This is a genomic window from Calditerricola satsumensis, assembly GCF_014646935.1.
GTDB lineage: Bacteria > Bacillota > Bacilli > Calditerricolales > Calditerricolaceae > Calditerricola > Calditerricola satsumensis.
This window is the reverse complement of record NZ_BMOF01000008.1, coordinates 23,961-40,322: the sequence shown is the minus strand read 5'-3', so window position 1 is coordinate 40,322 and position 16,362 is coordinate 23,961. Positions and strand designations below refer to the sequence as shown.

Annotated in this window: 15 protein-coding genes and 1 pseudogene; all 16 read left to right on the top strand. The window is 64.8% G+C overall.

Translation table 11 applies throughout. The features are described from left to right. Nucleotides 1-837 carry a hypothetical protein gene (locus IEX61_RS03405; RefSeq protein ID WP_054669270.1) on the top strand — a complete coding sequence of 279 codons (837 nt, stop codon included), beginning with the start codon at nt 1-3 and terminating at the stop codon, nt 835-837. 207 nt (nt 838-1,044) lie between these two features. Beyond that, nucleotides 1,045-2,526, top strand: coding sequence for an AMP-binding protein (locus tag IEX61_RS03400; protein ID WP_229725657.1), 1,482 nt, complete (start codon nt 1,045-1,047; stop codon nt 2,524-2,526). After that, nucleotides 2,495-2,677: an AMP-binding enzyme gene (locus IEX61_RS12380; protein WP_308423717.1), complete on the top strand. Its 183-nt coding sequence runs from the start codon at nt 2,495-2,497 to the stop codon at nt 2,675-2,677. The genes IEX61_RS03400 and IEX61_RS12380 overlap by 32 nt, the downstream gene beginning before the upstream one ends. Nucleotides 2,678-2,699: 22 nt before the next feature. Beyond that, nucleotides 2,700-3,485, top strand: a complete 786-nt coding sequence (locus tag IEX61_RS03395; protein WP_188816794.1) for an enoyl-CoA hydratase-related protein — start codon at nt 2,700-2,702, stop codon at nt 3,483-3,485. Beyond that, the gene (locus IEX61_RS03390) at nt 3,482-3,955 is read left to right on the top strand and encodes a hypothetical protein (RefSeq protein ID WP_229725654.1); all 474 of its coding nucleotides are present in this window, start codon (nt 3,482-3,484) and stop codon (nt 3,953-3,955) included. Before IEX61_RS03395 ends, IEX61_RS03390 begins: the two co-directional genes overlap by 4 nt. A gap of 86 nt (nt 3,956-4,041) precedes the next feature. Next, a complete protein-coding gene (miaB, locus tag IEX61_RS03385) occupies nt 4,042-5,508 on the top strand; it encodes a tRNA (N6-isopentenyl adenosine(37)-C2)-methylthiotransferase MiaB (RefSeq protein ID WP_054669266.1) in 1,467 nt (488 codons plus the stop codon). Between the two features lie 4 nt (nt 5,509-5,512). Next, entirely contained in the window at nt 5,513-5,899 is a 387-nt protein-coding gene (locus IEX61_RS03380) for a YlbF/YmcA family competence regulator (RefSeq protein ID WP_188816793.1), read from the top strand. A 181-nt stretch (nt 5,900-6,080) separates the two neighbouring features. Further along, on the top strand, nt 6,081-6,656 hold the full coding sequence (cotE, locus tag IEX61_RS03375) for an outer spore coat protein CotE (protein WP_188816792.1): 576 nt from the start codon (nt 6,081-6,083) through the stop codon (nt 6,654-6,656). 66 nt (nt 6,657-6,722) lie between these two features. Then, nucleotides 6,723-8,156, top strand: coding sequence for a putative amidoligase domain-containing protein (locus IEX61_RS03370; RefSeq protein WP_188816791.1), 1,434 nt, complete (start codon nt 6,723-6,725; stop codon nt 8,154-8,156). An 84-nt stretch (nt 8,157-8,240) separates the two neighbouring features. Beyond that, a complete protein-coding gene (mutS, locus tag IEX61_RS03365) occupies nt 8,241-10,871 on the top strand; it encodes a DNA mismatch repair protein MutS (protein WP_188816801.1) in 2,631 nt (876 codons plus the stop codon). Nucleotides 10,872-10,904: 33 nt separating this feature from the next. After that, complete coding sequence (mutL, locus tag IEX61_RS03360; RefSeq protein ID WP_188816790.1) at nt 10,905-12,824, top strand: DNA mismatch repair endonuclease MutL; 1,920 nt, start codon at nt 10,905-10,907, stop codon at nt 12,822-12,824. A gap of 1 nt (nt 12,825) precedes the next feature. After that, complete coding sequence (locus tag IEX61_RS03355; RefSeq protein ID WP_188816789.1) at nt 12,826-13,611, top strand: class I SAM-dependent methyltransferase; 786 nt, start codon at nt 12,826-12,828, stop codon at nt 13,609-13,611. Beyond that, nucleotides 13,608-14,612 (top strand): tRNA (adenosine(37)-N6)-dimethylallyltransferase MiaA, encoded by a 1,005-nt coding sequence (gene miaA / locus IEX61_RS03350; protein ID WP_054672663.1) that lies wholly within the window; start codon nt 13,608-13,610, stop codon nt 14,610-14,612. Before IEX61_RS03355 ends, miaA begins: the two co-directional genes overlap by 4 nt. 32 nt (nt 14,613-14,644) lie before the next feature. Further along, nucleotides 14,645-14,923, top strand: coding sequence for an RNA chaperone Hfq (gene hfq / locus IEX61_RS03345; RefSeq protein ID WP_054672660.1), 279 nt, complete (start codon nt 14,645-14,647; stop codon nt 14,921-14,923). A 183-nt stretch (nt 14,924-15,106) separates the two neighbouring features. Then, nucleotides 15,107-15,343: pseudogene (locus tag IEX61_RS12375) on the top strand (SDR family oxidoreductase); the annotation flags it as partial. Nucleotides 15,344-15,398: 55 nt separating this feature from the next. Further along, a complete protein-coding gene (locus IEX61_RS03335) occupies nt 15,399-16,346 on the top strand; it encodes an AAA family ATPase (protein WP_188816788.1) in 948 nt (315 codons plus the stop codon). Nucleotides 16,347-16,362 lie beyond the last annotated feature (16 nt).

Below are 16,362 nucleotides of genomic sequence, written 5' to 3'. Positions count from 1 at the left end.
ATGGGCACGTGCATCTACTGCGGAAAACCCGCCGGAATCTTTCGCAAAAAGCATCGCGAATGTGCGGAAAAACGTGATCAAGGCTGGAACGAAATCATCCGGTTGGCCAAGGAAGCGGCAATTGGCACCTACCCCTTAGAAGACGTCACCAACCGCTCTGCGGCAATTGCCGCAAATAGTTTTCTCTCTTCAAACGAAATCCGTGAGGCGATGGTAACCGGTTGGGAGAAGGCCGTGGAGCATTTTTTGGAAGACGGCAACCTAGAACCCCAGGAAGAAATCCGACTCGTTGCCTTTGCCGAGCACTTTGAACTGACGCAAGAGGATCTGGACAAAAATGGGGCGTACACGCAATTTGTCAAGGGTCTAGTCTTGCGCGACCTGATGGAGGGGAAAATCCCTGAACGCTTTCGGCCCATCGGGCACTTGCCGTTTAATTTTCAGCGAAAGGAGAAGCTTATTTGGGCCTTCAACGATGTGAAGTATTATGAAGACCGGACGCGCCGTCGGTATACTGGCGGCAGCCGCGGCGTAAGCATCCGGATCGCCAAAGGAGTCTATTACCGCGTGGGCTCCTTCCGAGGGCACCCCATCGAAACCACCGAGCGCATTCATGTCGATACCGGAATACTTGCCGTAACGACGAAACATCTCTATTTCTACGGCCCTAGGAAAAGCTTCCGGATCCGTTTTGACAAGATCGTTTCGTTCACGCCCTATTCGGACGCGATCGGAATTCAACGTGACGCTGCCACGGCGAAGCCGCAGTTTTTTGTGACCGGAGACGGCTGGTTTACATATAATTTGCTGGTCAACCTCTCCAATCTGGAGAATTAACGGGACCGCCGCACCGGCTGTTGGTGCGGCGCCATTTGAGTACCCACTGGAAAGGCAAGCGGAGCGGATCGGTTGGCACGGGTTTTTGGTTGTATATACTGAAAGTTGATTCGAACACTAAGAAAATTAATATTGAGAAAAACGATGAGATTAGCCTAAAATAATCCCAAACAACAATCTCAACACCATCTAAAGGGGGGTCTTCTCTTGAGCAAGACGCTGGCCTATCGCACACCCCTCACCCCGGCCATGTTTCTCGAGCGAACGGTCGTTGCTTTCCCCGACCAAGTGGCGGAGGTGGAGGGGGACCGTCGTTACACATACCGCGAACTGCATGAACGGGTTCACCGCCTCGGGAATGCCCTGACGCGCCTTGGCGTGAAACGCGGCGACCGCGTGGCCGTGCTCGCCCCCAACACTCGCATGGCGCTTGAGGCGCACTTGGCCGTCCCGTTGATCGGGGCCGTTCTTGTCCCCATCAACATTCGCTTATCGCCGCAAGAAATTGCGTACATTCTTGATCACTCCGAGGCGAGCGTTCTCCTGGCGGACTCTGAGTTTGTGACGCACGTCCGGCCGATCTTGAAAAACGCGAAAGCCCTCAAAGCGGTTGTCGTCGACGGAGATGGCATGACGCAGAGCGAAACGAATGGGTTTCACGAGGCCGGTCTAACCTGGATGATTTACGAAGAATGGCTGGCACAGGCGCCCTATGCCATCCTGCCCATTGCGGTTCAAGACGAATGGGAACTGATCTCCATCAACTACACGAGCGGAACCACGGGACGCCCGAAAGGCGTCATGCTGCACCATCGAGGGGCCTTTCTCAATGCGTTGTCGGAAGTCATTGAAACCAGGCTTGACCCGCAAAGTGTTTACCTCTGGACGCTTCCCATGTTTCATGCAGCGGGATGGTGCTTCTCCTGGGCGGTTACCGCCGTCGGTGCCCGGCATGTCCTTCTGCGCAAGGTCGATCCCAAGCAAATCGTCCACCTGATTGAACGTGAAGGTGTGACCCATTTCTGCGCTGCACCGACCGTGCTCACCATGTTGGTGCAATACCTAAACGACGCAGGGCGCGCCTTCCCCCATCCGATCCATATCATCACCGCTGCCTCACCACCCAGCCCGTCTCTGCTCCGCCAGATTGAACGTCTGGGAGGAAAGGTCACGCACGTTTACGGCCTTACCGAAGTGTACGGACCGTTTACGATCAACGAATGGCGCACCGAATGGGAGGCGCTTCCGCTTGAAGAACGGGCAAAGCTCAAAGCGCGCCAAGGCATTCCCTATATCGGGCTCGGAGAGCTCATGGTGGTCGATTCCGAAATGCGGCCGGTTCCAAAGGACGGCCAGACGATGGGCGAAGTCGTCATGCGCGGCAACGGCGTCATGCTCGGCTATTACAAAGCCCCGGAGGAGACGGAAAAAGCTTTTCGCGGCGGCTGGTTTCACACCGGCGATGTCGCCGTCTGGCATCCGGACGGTTACATCGAACTCAAAGACCGGCAAAAAGACATCATCATTTCGGGCGGGGAAAATATCAGTTCTATCGAAGTTGAACGGACGCTCCTCGAACATCCCGCAGTGCTTGAAGTGGCCGTGATCGGCATTCCCGACCCCAAATGGGGGGGAAGTCCCCAAAGCGTTCGTCACCGTGCGACCAGGGCATCAGGTGACGGCGGATGAGCTGATTGGGTTTTGCCGGGAGCGTTTGGCTCATTTCAAATGTCCAAAAGCCATTGAATTCGGAGAGTTGCCCAAGACAAGCACGGGGAAAATTCAAAAACACGTGTTGAAAAATCGAGAATGGCAGGGGATGGAAAGTAAAATTAGATAAAAAAGATTAAGGAGGTTTAGAAATGAAGGATTTAATCCTATACGATTGCCGGGGGCCAGTTGGCTGGTTGACCCTGAATGATCCCGACCGGCATAACACGCTGACGGTCGATCTCATGGAAGCCTTGGAAACGAAGTTGCGCGCGATCGCCAGCGCCCGAGACGTGGCGGTCGTCGTGCTCCAAGGCATACCCAAAGTGTTCTCGTCGGGACACAACTTGCGCGAGATTCAAGAACGAGACCTGCAAGACGTCTACGCCCTCTTTGAACAAAGCTATCGTCTCAAACGAACGATCCGCGAGATGCCCCAAGTGATCATCGCCAAGGTGCAGGGCATCGCCGTCGCCGCCGGCCTGGAACTCGTCGCCGTGGCGGATTTGGCGGTGGCGGCGGAAAGCGCCCGCTTTGGAACAACGGGCATTCGCTGGGGACTTTTTTGCAGCACGCCGGGTGTGTTCCTGAGCCGTAATGTGCCGCGCAAAAAAGCGGCTGAGCTGTTGTTCACCGGCCGTCTCGTTAGCGCGAAGGAAGCCGAGGCAATGGGTTTGGTTAACCGAGTGGTGCCGGACGACGAACTCGACTCGGCCACCGAGGCGCTGGCTTTGAAAATCGCCGCCCACAGCTTGAACGTCATCGAGATCGGCAAACGCCTGTTCTATCAGCAGCTGCCGCTGGATGACTGGTCCGCGTTGGCCTATGCGACCGAAGTGATTGTCCGCAACAGCAAACATCCCGATGCCTTGCACGGCATTCAGGCCTTTATCGAAAAGCAAGTCCCTCGCTGGCAAGACGGCGTGGCACGCGAATGAAGCGCCCAAGCAAACATGACGATTGCCTTCCGTGGGATGCACCGGCCCGTGATATGGCGGGTGCCGTCTTCCCAAACGAGGCGCGCCAATTTTTTCTGGCCCTCGTCAATGACACCCTGCAGGAAAAATTCGATCGGTTGTGCCAGAAGGCGGTGAGCCCAGCCCGATGCCAAAACGAGCTGCGGGTGATGGCCGGTCTGGCATCGGTCGAAGCGCCGCGGATGCGCAGCATCCATCCCGCCGCTTTCGCCGTCGCCCCTCGGGGCAAAAGGGCCTCGGGGCAGGTGATCGCCGTGGAAGGGCGGGACAGACGGGGCCGGCCCTATGCGACGGAGGTTTTTGTCTTTCGGGATAAGGGTCGGCTTGTGGCAAAAAACATCCTGTGGCGGTCGGGAATGAGCGATTCCACCGAACACCCCGCCACGACCGCGCCCAAGCCCACAAGTGCGCATGCGCCATACCGCCCTTGACAACTCCCACTTCCTCATGCTAAAGTAAAACTACCGCTCCGCCTGCCCATTCTGCAGGCGCTTTTCTTTTGTAAGGGGGTGACACCATGGCCCAAATGACGATCGATTTCAGCCGCTTCTTCGTTCCGCCGAACCTGAAGGAAGCGAAAAAGCGCGGAAAGGAAGCCGTCAACGTCATCCGCGATTTCGATATACCCGAGGACATGAAGGACATCGGCCGCGGCCACACGTACCTCATCCGCACCTACGGCTGCCAGATGAACGTCCACGACAGCGAGACGATCGCCGGCATCCTCGAACGGATGGGGTATGCGCCGACGGAGGATGAGCGCGAGGCCGACATCATCCTCTACAACACCTGCGCCGTCCGCGAAAACGCGGAGGACAAGGTGTTCGGCGAGCTGGGCCGCCTGAAGGGGCTCAAGCGCACCAAGCCCGACCTCATCCTCGGTGTGTGCGGGTGCATGCCGCAGGAGGAGGCGGTGGTCAACCGCATCCTGCAGCGCTACCCGCACGTTGACCTCATCTTCGGGACGCACAACATCCACCGGCTGCCCGTTCTCTTGCGCGAGGCCCTCTACGCGAAAGAAATGGTCGTCGAGGTGTGGTCGAAGGAGGGCGACATCGTCGAGAACCTGCCCAAGGTGCGGCAGGACGGCGTCCGCGCGTGGGTGAACATCATGTACGGGTGCGACAAGTTCTGCACCTACTGCATCGTGCCGTACACGCGCGGCAAGGAGCGCAGCCGCCTGCCCCAGGACGTGCTGGCCGAGGTGCGCGACCTGGCCCGCCAAGGCTACATGGAAGTGACGCTCCTCGGGCAGAATGTCAACGCCTACGGCAAGGACTTCGTTGACCTCGACTACGACTTCGCCGATCTCCTCGACGACATCCGCAAGATCGGCATCCCGCGCGTGCGGTTCACGACGAGCCACCCGCGCGACTTCGACGACAAGCTGATCGAGGTGCTGGCCAAGGGCGGCAACCTGGTGGAGCACATCCACCTGCCCGTGCAGTCGGGCAACTCGGAGATCCTCAAGAAGATGGCCCGCAAGTACACGCGCGAGCAGTACCTCGAGCTCGTGCGCAAGATCAAGGAAGCGATTCCGGGCGTCGCCCTGACGACGGACATCATCGTCGGCTTCCCCGGCGAGACGGAGGAGCAGTTCCAGGATACCCTGTCCCTCGTGCGGGAAGTGGAGTTTGACGGCGCCTACACCTTCGTCTACTCGCCGCGCCCGGGCACGCCGGCGGCGGAGATGGAGGACAACGTGCCGCTGGAGGAGAAGAAGGACCGCCTGCACCGCCTCAACGCCCTGGTGAACGAAATTGCCCTGAAGAAAAACGAGGCCCTGCGCGGCCAGGTGGTCGAGGTGCTCGTGGAAGGGCGGAGCAAGACGAACCCGAACATGCTCTCCGGCCGCACGCGGACGAACAAGCTCGTCCACTTCCCGGGCGGCGAGGAACTGGTGGGCAAGCTGCTCCCGGTGAAGATCACCGAGGCCCACGCCCACACCCTCTACGGCGAGGCCCTCGTCGCCAGCGGGGTGTGACGCCGTGGCCAAAGCCGACGCCGTCGTGACGGCCGAAGACGTCTTGGCCAAGGCGCGCGAGCTGGCCGCCTACCTCGCCCAGTGCGAAGAGGTGGTGCGCTTCCGCCAGGCCGAGGAACGGGTGAAGCAAAACGAGAAGATCCGGCGCATCACCGCGGAGATTCGCCGCAAGCAGAAGCAGGCCACGGCCTTTGACCACTTCCAGAAGCCCGGTTTGGCCCGGCAAGTGGACGCGGAGGTGGCCGCGCTGCTTCGCCAGCTCGACGAGATCCCCCTTGTGCAGGAATACAAGGCGCTGCAGGCCGACCTGAACGAGGTCCTGCAGCTCATCACCAACGTCATCGCGCAGACGGTTTCGGGAACCCTCGACGTCAAAACGGGGGCGGATTGAGTCGCATCACGCCGCATAGGAGCCGGCCCGCCTGCGCCGCCCCGACCGGCGCGCCGCCGCAAGCCCTGCGGGTTAACACCCGCGGGGCTTTTGCGTTTTCCACAAACCGGACGATTTTTGTGCACCTAGACCACTGTCCTGCATAGAATGGAACTGACCATTCGCAGGAGGAGGGTTTGCCATGCCCCTGGCCGAACGGGACTATCAATACCGGGAGATTTTCACCAAGGCGGTTTGCGGCAAGGGCCGGCTCTACTTCCAGGCTACCCATACCGTGCGTCTTCCCGAAACGCCCTCCAGCATCCTGGGGTGCTGGGTGATCAACCACACCTATACGGCGGACAAAGCGGGGGATGCGGTGGAGCTTGTCGTTTCGTATGACATCAACATCTGGTACTCCTTCGACAACAACACAAAGACGGCCGTGGCCAAGGAAACCGTTTCCTATGTCGAAAAGGTGACCCTGAACTACTTCGACACCAACGCCATTCCCGGTTCCATGCAGATCCACTGCCGGGTCACGCAGGCGCCGAGCGCCGTGGAAGCGACGGTGACGAAAAACCGGGATGGCGTGCTCGTCAAGGTGGAAGGGGAATTCTACGTCGAGGCGGTGGCCGAGACCAAGATCTGCGTGCTCGTCTATCCGCCGGGATGCCACGACGACGACAAGTTTGACGAGGCGGACGCCGCATCCGCCGACAGCCCCAACGAGGGGGAGGAGTTGGATCCGGACATCCTGCTGGACGATCTCGACTAACCGGGTTGGAGAACGCACCTCCTCCCGTTCTTTTTTCCACCGGCCTAGGGAAGGATGGCGAAGGCAATGCCGGGATTTGTGCTGCACGGAGAGGAGGCCGATCTTCCCCGGTTTTCCTTGCCGCACGGAACCGAGTTGCCGGCGGAACAGGTACCGTTCGTGCTGCAATGGGGCATTGACGCACTGGCGGCCTCTGAGGCAACGGTTCCGGTTCTCAACGGGCGCGAAGGCTTGGCCAACGTCGCAGACCCCGAGCGCATGCGGACGATCCTGGCCGTCAACGGGTTGCCGCCAAAGGCCGAGGCGGCGTCGGAACGGGAGTGGATTCGGCAGTACGTGATCTTCGTGTTCCAACTGACCCCCTTTGCCGTGTACCGGACACCGGATGGCCCCCTGCTGGCCCGCAGGCTGCGACGGGGCAAAACGCGCTTTGTCGAGGTGACGGCATCGGTCGCCAGCCGCGAGGTGAAACGCGCCCGAACACTGGCCTGGCGCGTGGTGTACGCCCTGGGGCTGGACGTGGCGCGGGTGCGCCTGGGCCTTCGCAAAAACGGCGCGTGGGCCGTGTTGGACGTCAAGCCGGCCCCGCCCTTGCCGAACCCCCTGGTGCGCCGCCTGGAACACCGCTTGGCGTTGTACGAGGCCGAACTCCAAGGAGATCGGTTGCGAACCGAACCGGTGCTCTTGGGAGCCGACCCCGAATTTATGCTGCGCGACGGGCGGGGCCAGCTGATCCTGGCCTCCCGATTTTTTCCGCGGGGCGGCGGCATCGGCTGCGACCAACTCTGGCTGCGCGGCGACGCCACCCGCAGGCACCTGCCAATCGGCGAACTGCGTCCGCAGCCGGCCGAAGATCCGAAGGACCTCGTGCGCGACCTTTTCCGCAACATGCTCCTCGGCGTGCGGCGCGTCGCGCGGCGCGACGTCGCCTGGGTGGCCGGGGGCATGCCGTTTGCGGGCTATCCCATCGGCGGGCACCTGCACTTCAGCCGCGTGAGCGCCAACAGCCACCTGCTGCGGGCCCTCGACAACTACCTGGCCCTCCCGCTGGCCTGCCTCGAACCGCCCTCGTCGCGCGCCCGGCGACCGAAGTATGGCTTTCTCGGCGATTGGCGCCCCCAGGAACACGGCGGCTTCGAATACCGCACCCTGCCCAGCTGGCTCGTCTCCCCAACGATCGCCAAGGGCGTCATCATCCTGGCCAAGCTGATCGCCGAACACTACCTCGCCCTGCGCAAGCTGCCCCTTGCCGAGCCGAACGCCCAGCGCGCCTTCTACGAGGGCGACCGCGACGCGTTGCGCCTTCTGCTTCCGCTGGTGCGGCAGGATATTGAGCGGCTGCCCTCCTTTGCCCGCTACGCGGGTCCCCTGAACGCCTTTTTCGACCTCGCGCAACACGGCGAGCCGTGGAAGGAGACGGAGGACATCCGCAAAGCGTGGCAGCTCCCGCCTTATGCGCCCAAAACGCCTCCGGCGCCGCGCAGGCCACGACGGGCCTAACGCGCGTTGCGCCGGCGTTACGCGCCGCCGCTTCGCGTGTGTTATAATATGCGGTGAATTTGGGAGAGGAAACGGGTGGGAAAAATGGGCGGCTACACGCCGATGATGCGGCAATATCTGGCCATCAAGGAGCAATACCCGGACGCGCTGCTCTTCTTCCGGCTCGGGGACTTCTACGAGCTCTTTTTTGATGACGCCGTGACGGCGGCGCGCGAACTGGAGATCACCTTGACCGGCCGCGACGGGGGGAGCGGACGGGTGCCGATGTGCGGCGTGCCGCACCATTCGGCCGAGCAATACATCCGCCAGCTCATCGACAAGGGCTACAAGGTGGCCATCTGCGAGCAGATGGAAGACCCCAAGACGGCCAAAGGCGTCGTGCGGCGGGAAGTGGTGCGCGTCATCACGCCGGGCACGTTCATCGAGGGGCACAGCCTGGCGGGCCATGAGAACCACTACCTGGCCGCCGTCTCCGGCGACGCCGACGGGCGGCTGGCCCTGGCCGTGTGCGACGTCGGCACCGGCGACTTCTACGTAACGGAAGCAGAGGACGCGCAGGCCCTTTATGACGAGCTGGCCGCCTACGCCCCGCGCGAGGTGCTTCTCGACGAGCAGGCCGCCTCGCGCGTTTCGCGCCGCACCCTCAAGCAGCTGTGGGGAGCGGCGGTGACGGAGTGGAACGGCGAATCCGACGCGGCGCGGGACGCGGTCCGTGCCCGCATTCAGGGGGAGGTGGCCGACGGGCCGGTTCGCGCGGCAACCCGTCTGGTCACCTACCTGGAAGCGACGCAGAAGCGGACGCTGGCGCACATCACGCGGATCGTGCCGTACCGCGCGCGCCAGTTCCTCCAGCTGGACGCCAGCGCGCGGCGCAACCTCGAACTGGTGGAAACGATACGGGGCAAGGAGCGCAAGGGCTCGCTGCTGTGGCTCCTCGACCGGACGATGACGGCCATGGGCGCGCGCCTCTTGCGCCGCTGGCTGGACAAGCCCCTTCTCGACCGCCGGGCCATTGAACAGCGTCTCGACGCCGTTCAGTTTTTTTATGACCATCTGCCGCTCCGCCTCGAGGTGCGCGAACACCTCAGGGGCGTCTACGACCTGGAGCGCCTGGCCGGGCGCATCGCCTTTGGCAGTGCCAACGCCCGCGACCTCGTCCAGCTGCGCCGCTCGCTCGAGGCGGCGGCCGAACTGCTGGCGCAACTGGCCGACGCGGGCGGCCCCTTGGCCCAATGGACCCGGGAGACCGACACGTGTTCCGATGTGGCCGCAGCCATCGCCGAGGCGCTCGTGGACGACCCGCCGCCGACCATCACCGAGGGCGGAATGATCCGCGAGGGCTACCACGCGCGCCTCGACGAGCTGCGCCGGGCCAGCCGCGAGGGCAAGGCGTGGATCGCCGAGCTGGAGGCCCGCGAGCGCGAGGCGACGGGCATCAAGTCGCTCAAGGTGGGCTACAACCGCGTCTTCGGCTACTACATCGAGGTGAGCAAGCCCAACTTGCACCTCGTGCCGCTGCACCGCTACGAGCGCAAACAGACCCTGGCCAACGCCGAGCGGTTCGTCACGCCGGAGCTGAAGGAAAAGGAGGCGCTCATTCTCGAGGCGGAAAGCAGTCTTGTTGACCTGGAGCATGAGCTGTTTTGCGCCCTGCGCGATCGGGTGAAGGGGCACTTGGTGCGGCTGCAGGCCCTCGCCCGGCGCATCGCCGAGCTGGACGTGCTCCAGGCCCTGGCCGACGTCAGCGCCGAGCGGGGCTACGTGCGTCCCGAGCTGGCCGACGACGGGCCGCTGGTGATCGAAGAGGGCCGCCATCCGGTGGTGGAGGCCACGCTGACCGACGGCGCCTTCGTGCCCAACGACGTGCGTCTCGACGACGAGCGGCCCATCCTGCTCATCACCGGGCCGAACATGGCCGGCAAGAGCACCTACATGCGCCAGGTGGCCCTCATCGTCATCCTGGCCCAGATGGGCTGCTTCGTGCCGGCGAAGCGGGCGCGCATCCCGATCGTCGACCGCATCTTCACCCGCATCGGCGCCTCCGACGACCTTGCCGGCGGCCAGAGCACCTTTATGGTCGAGATGGTGGAGACGAAGGCGGCCCTCCTCGGGGCGACGAAGAAGAGCCTGCTCCTTCTCGATGAGATCGGCCGCGGCACGTCGACCTACGACGGCATGGCGCTGGCCCAGGCCGTGATCGAGTACCTGCATGACCGCGTGGGGGCGAAGACGCTCTTTTCGACCCACTACCACGAGCTGACCGCCCTCGGCGAGCGCCTGCCCGGCGTGGTCAACGTCCACGCCGCCTGTTCGGAACAGGACGGCAAGGTGATTTTTCTGCACAAAATCCTCCCAGGGAAGGCCGACAAGAGCTACGGCATCCACGTGGCCGAGCGGGCCGGCCTGCCGCCGGAGCTGATCGAGCGGGCGCGGGCCATCCTGGCCGAGCTGGAAGGCGGGGAAACCGGTGCGGGAAGGGCGGCTTCCGCTTCGCCGCCTGCCGCCGACCCCGCCGAGCCGCGCCAGCTGTCCTTCGCCGACTGGCTGTTTGCGTCGCCTCCCGCGCCGGAGCGCGATCCCGAGGAGGAGGCGGTCCTCGAGGCGATTCGCCGCCTCGATCCCGAGCGGACGACGCCGCTCGAGGCGCTGCAGCTCCTGTTCGAGTGGAAACGCCGCCTCGCGCGCAACGCGGAGGCGAGCGCGCAAAGGCCGTGACGCCCGAGGGCGTGGCAGGAAGGAGGGATACGGGTGGGGAAGATCCAGCGCCTCGACGACCGGCTGATCGACAAAATCGCCGCCGGGGAAGTGGTGGAGCGGCCGGCGTCGGTGGTGAAGGAGCTGGTGGAAAACGCCCTCGACGCCGGGGCGCGCCGCATTGAAGTGTTCGTCGAGGAGGGGGGCCTTTCGCGCATCACCGTGCGCGACGACGGGGAAGGGATGGACCGCGACGACTGCCGGTTGGCCTTCGAACGCCACGCCACGAGCAAGCTCGCGCGCGAACGCGACCTGTTCCGCATCCGCACGCTGGGCTTTCGCGGCGAGGCGCTGCCGTCCATCGCCGCCGTCTCCCGCGTCGTGCTCACCAGCGCCCCGCGCGGCGCAGCTGCGGGCACGCGCGTCACCGTGGAAGGGGGGCGCCTCCTGACCGTTGAAGACGCCCCCGCTCGCACGGGCACCGAGGTGACGGTGCGCGACCTCTTTTACAACACGCCGGCACGCCTCAAACACCTCAAAAGCGTCCACACCGAGCTCGGCCACATCACCGACTGCGTGACGCGCTTCGCCTTGGCCCGGCCCGACATCGCCTTTGCCTACGCCCACAACAAAAGCCGCCTCCTCGCCACCCCCGGCGACGGCGCGCTCAAGCACGCCGCGGCCGCCGTCTACGGCCACCAAACGGCCAAGCACCTCGTCCCGGTGCGCGCCGAAAGCCTCGATTTCCGGCTCACCGGCCTCGTCGGCCGCCCCGAGGTGAGCCGCGCCAGCCGCGGGTACATTTCCGTTTTCGTGAACGGCCGGTACGTGAAAAACGCGTCCCTGTTGCGCGCCGTCCTTGACGGCTACCGCACGCTGCTCCCCGTGCACCGCTACCCCATCGCCATCCTGCACCTGGAGATGGACCCGGAGCTCGTGGACGTCAACGTGCACCCGGCCAAGCTGGAAGTGCGCTTCGGCAAGGAAGACGCCCTCTTGGCCCTGATCCGCGACGCCGTCGGAGACGCCCTGGCGGGGGAGGTCCTCATCCCCGCGCCGACAAAACCCGCGCGGCCGGCACATCCCCGCGCGGAACAGGTGGCGATGCGCTGGGGCGCTCTCGACGCGGCGCGGCGGATCGGGGCCGACGTGGCCCGGGAAGCCGCGGCGCTGTTTGCATCCAGCGGTTCCCCGTCGGCAGATGCGGACCCGCCGTCGACGGACGGCGCTCGGCCCAATGACGAGGGCGCGCCGCCAGAGGCCCCGGATGCCGCTCAGCACACCGAGGCCCCATCCCAGGCTGACGCCCCCGCGCACGCCCACGACGCCGGCACACAACCGGACCCCGCGCCGGACGCCGCAGCCGAAGCGAACCCCGCCGGTTCAACCCGGCCCTTTCCGGAGCTCCACCTCATCGGCCAGCTGCACGGAACGTACATCCTGGCGCAGAACCCCGACGGCCTGTTCCTCATCGACCAGCACGCGGCCCAGGAGCGCGTGTGGTTCGAAGCGATCCTCCGCGCCTACGCGGAAGAACCCCTGCGCGTGCAACCGCTGCTCGTGCCCCATACCGTGGAACTGCCGCCTGCCGAAGCGGAGGCGCTGCGCCAGCGCCTCGACGAGCTGCGCCGGTTAAGGCTCGACGTCGAGCCCTTCGGCCCGCACGCCTTTGCCGTTCGCGCCCATCCCCACTGGTTCCCGCACGGGGAAGAGGCGGCCTGGGCCGAGCACCTGATCCGTCTCGTCTTGACCCATCCGCACGTCGACGAGGCCGCCCTGCGCCAGCACCTCGCCGCGTCGCGGGCGTGCAAGGCGGCCATCAAGGCCAACCGGTACCTGACGCGCGAGGAGATGGAAGCGCTCCTGGCCGACCTGGCCCAATGCCGGATGCCCTACACCTGCCCCCACGGGCGGCCGGTGATCGTGCACGTGACCACCTACGAGCTGGAAAAATGGTTCAAGCGGGTGATGTGAGATGATCGTCACCACCTCGCCAAAACCCGACGATGCGCTGCGCGAGACGGCCAAACGGCTGGCCCGTTTCTTGGGCGCGCGCCTGGTGCCGCGCAAAAAGCGGTCCATCGCCCGGCTGATGCGCGAGGAGGGAACCGACACGGTGCTCGTCGTGACGGCGGAGGGCCCGCGCCTCTACCGCGCGGGCGTCGAGCGGCCCTTCGTCTACCATCCCAATACGGCCATGATCCGTATGCGCCACCTCCTTCGCGGCGATACTGATCCTATGGTTGAGCTTATGGAAATCCGACCCGGGGACCGCGTCCTCGACTGCACGCTGGGTCTGGCCGCCGACGCCGCCGTCCTGTCGCTGGCCGTGGGGGAAGGCGGGGAAGTGGTGGGGCTGGAGTCGGAGCCCCTCATCGCCGCCGTCGTCGCCGAGGGGCTCCGAACCTACTCGAGCGGATCCGCGGCCATCGACGCCGCGCTGCGCCGCATTCGCGTCGTCTGCGCCGACCACCTCGACTACCTGCGCCAATGCGCCGACCGCTCCTTTGACGTCGTCTACTTTGACCCGATGTTCCGCCGCCCGGTGGAAGCGTCTTCGGGCATCGGGAGCCTGCGCCCCTTCGCCAACCCCGCTCCTCTGTCGCCGGAGGCCGTGCGCGAGGCGCGGCGCGTCGCCCGTCGCATGGTGGTGATGAAGGAGCGCCAGGGAAGCGCGGAATTTGCCCGCCTCGGCTTTGCCGAGGTGCACGAAGTGGGCAACTCGGTGGCCTACGGCATCATCCGGGTGGACGCGCCATGACCGCCCACGCCCCACGAAACGGCGCGCGCCGGCAGGATGCGACAGCGCCGCCGGAACGCCAGCGCCTCGTGGCCATCGTCGGCCCGACGGCGGTGGGCAAAACCGACGTCAGCCTCGTGCTCGCCCGCCGTTTTGGCGGCGAGATCCTCTCCGGCGACTCGATGCAGGTGTACCGCGGGATGGACATCGGCACGGCCAAAGTGGACCCCGCCATCCGCGCCGAGATCCCTCACCACCTCATCGACATCCTCGACCCGGACGAGCCCTTCTCGGTGGCCCAGTTCCAGGCCCTGGCCGTTCCCCTCATCGCCGACATCAACCGGCGCGGCCGGTTGCCCATCCTCGTCGGCGGCACCGGCCTGTACGTGCGGGCGGTGGTGCAAGGCTACCGCTTTTCCAACGCCCCGGCCGATCCCGCCCTGCGCGAAAAGTGGCGCCGCTTTGCCGAAACGCACGGCAACGAGGCCCTGCACGCCAAGCTGCGGGAAATCGATCCCGAAACGGCGGCGCGCCTTCACCCCAACGACGTGCGACGCATCATCCGCGCCCTGGAGATTTACGAGCAGACCGGGCGCACGATGGCCGAATTCCAGCGCGACAAGGAGCGGCCCTCGCCGTATGACCTCCTCTTGATCGGCCTGACCATGGACCGCCGCGTCCTGTACGCGCGGATCAACGAACGCGTCGACCGGATGATCGCCGCCGGGCTTGTGGATGAGGTGCGCCGCCTGGTGGCACGGGGTTTCGACGAGCGGGCGACGGCCATGCAGGGGCTGGGGTACAAGGAGCTGCTTCCCTATTTGCGCGGTGAAATTTCTCTCGACGAGGCCGTGGAGGCGATCAAGCGGCGCACGCGGCAATTCGCCAAGCGGCAGTTGACGTGGTTCCGTCACATGCCGGGCATCGTCTGGTCCGACATGACCGACCCGGCGGCGCGCGCCGAGCAAATCGAACAAATTTGTCGGCTCGTGGCAGGAAAGTTCTTCGCCCGTGCCGAATAGGATCGTGTGAAGAATAGAGAAGGGGGATGCCCATGAAACAGGCGATCAACATTCAGGACACCTTTTTAAACCAGCTGCGCAAAGAGCATATCCCGGTGACCATCTACCTGGTGAACGGCTATCAGCTGCGCGGGTTTATCCGGGGCTTTGACAATTTCACCGTCGTCATTGAAAGCGACGGGAAGCAGATGATGGTCTACAAGCACGCCATCTCCACCTTCACGCCGCAGCGGCCGGTTTCCCTGATGGCCGAACCCCCGCAACAGGCCAAACCGGAAGCGCAACCGCAGGCGCAAGCGACCGAATCGTAAGCGGTTGCGCGCGGGTCTGCGCGGAAAATCTTCCAGCGTCAACGCCAAGCGGTGGCAGCGACGTGCCGGACGCGTTCCGGCGCGATCTCCAGGACGGGCGTTCCCGAACGGGTGGCGCCCGTCCTTCGTTGTGCGCGGCCGTCCGCATGCCGTTTCCCCGACGCTCTTGTGCAGCCAGCGCGCCGGGTCAACGCCATCAGCCCCGGCTGGATCGAGACGGCCCGGTGGAAGAAGAAACGGCTGCGCCACGAGCCGGAGCACACCGAGGCCGACCGCGCCCAGCACCCGGTGGGCCGCGTCGGCGACCCGATGGACATCGCCCGCGCCTGCCTCTTCCTCGCCACCGAGCGCGACGGGTTCATTACCGGGCAGAACCTCGTCATCGACGGCGGCATGACGGTGAAAATGATCTACGTCTAACGGCTTGGCCCCACCGCCCGCCCGCGTATACTGGAAGGGATAGGGGGGTGCGGGCATGAACAGCGAGATGCGCACGCCGCATCGGCCGCGCATTCAGGTGCTCTTCGATCCGGCTCCGCCATCGCGCGCGCCGCGGGCGCCCTTCGCCGACGTGCTGGCCGACCCGGCGACACCGCCCGGCCTGCGCGCGGCGGTGGAGGAGCTCTGCCGCCTCATCGGCCTCGACCGCATCAAAGAGGCGCTCTACGGCGTCTACGCTTACTTCACCGTTGGGCAGCGGCGGCAGGAGGCCGGGCTCAAGGCCCAGCGGCAGACCCTGCACATGGTCTTTCGCGGCAACCCGGGCACGGGCAAGACCACCGTGGCCCGGCTGGTCGGCCGCCTGCTCCACGAGATGGGCGTACTGGCCAAGGGTCACCTCGTGGAAGCCGAGCGGGCCGACCTGGTGGGCGAGTACATCGGCCACACCGCCCAGCGCACGCGGGAGCACATCAAAAAGGCCCTCGGCGGGGTGCTGTTCATCGACGAGGCCTATTCCCTCGCCCGCGGCGGGGAGAAGGACTTCGGCAAGGAAGCCATCGACACCCTCGTCAAGGCAATGGAAGACCATCGCGACGCGTTCGTCCTCATCCTCGCCGGGTATCCGCGGGAGATGGACGCCTTTCTGCGCGTCAACCCGGGGCTTCCCTCGCGCTTCCCCATACAGCTCACCTTTCCCGACTACACCGTCGCCGAGCTCCTCGCCATCGCCGACCAGATGGCCGGCGACCGCGACTACGTGCTGACGCCGGCGGCGCGGCACAAGCTGAAGCGGATGATCGTCAAGGCGATGGACCATCCCACCGGGTCCTTCAGCAATGCCCGGTTTGTGCGCAACGTGTTGGAGCGGGCCTTCCGCCGGCAAGCCCTTCGCCTCCTCCAGCGGCGCGAGGCCACGCGCGACGAGCTGATGACCCTTTTGCCGGAAGACCTTGAGGTGGCCGCCGAACACGACATTTGGTAAGATGAAGCGGGATGCA

Bases quoted from the DNA above. Each gene is read 5' to 3' on its own strand.
- IEX61_RS03405 (WP_054669270.1), top strand. From the start codon at position 1: ATGGGCACGTGCATCTACTGCGGAAAACCCGCCGGAATCTTTCGCAAA.
- IEX61_RS03395 (WP_188816794.1), top strand. From the start codon at position 2,700: ATGAAGGATTTAATCCTATACGATTGCCGGGGGCCAGTTGGCTGGTTG.
- IEX61_RS03390 (WP_229725654.1), top strand. From the start codon at position 3,482: ATGAAGCGCCCAAGCAAACATGACGATTGCCTTCCGTGGGATGCACCG.
- miaB (WP_054669266.1), top strand. From the start codon at position 4,042: ATGGCCCAAATGACGATCGATTTCAGCCGCTTCTTCGTTCCGCCGAAC.
- cotE (WP_188816792.1), top strand. From the start codon at position 6,081: ATGCCCCTGGCCGAACGGGACTATCAATACCGGGAGATTTTCACCAAG.
- IEX61_RS03370 (WP_188816791.1), top strand. From the start codon at position 6,723: ATGCCGGGATTTGTGCTGCACGGAGAGGAGGCCGATCTTCCCCGGTTT.
- mutS (WP_188816801.1), top strand. From the start codon at position 8,241: ATGGGCGGCTACACGCCGATGATGCGGCAATATCTGGCCATCAAGGAG.
- IEX61_RS03355 (WP_188816789.1), top strand. From the start codon at position 12,826: ATGATCGTCACCACCTCGCCAAAACCCGACGATGCGCTGCGCGAGACG.
- miaA (WP_054672663.1), top strand. From the start codon at position 13,608: ATGACCGCCCACGCCCCACGAAACGGCGCGCGCCGGCAGGATGCGACA.
- hfq (WP_054672660.1), top strand. From the start codon at position 14,645: ATGAAACAGGCGATCAACATTCAGGACACCTTTTTAAACCAGCTGCGC.
- IEX61_RS03335 (WP_188816788.1), top strand. From the start codon at position 15,399: ATGAACAGCGAGATGCGCACGCCGCATCGGCCGCGCATTCAGGTGCTC.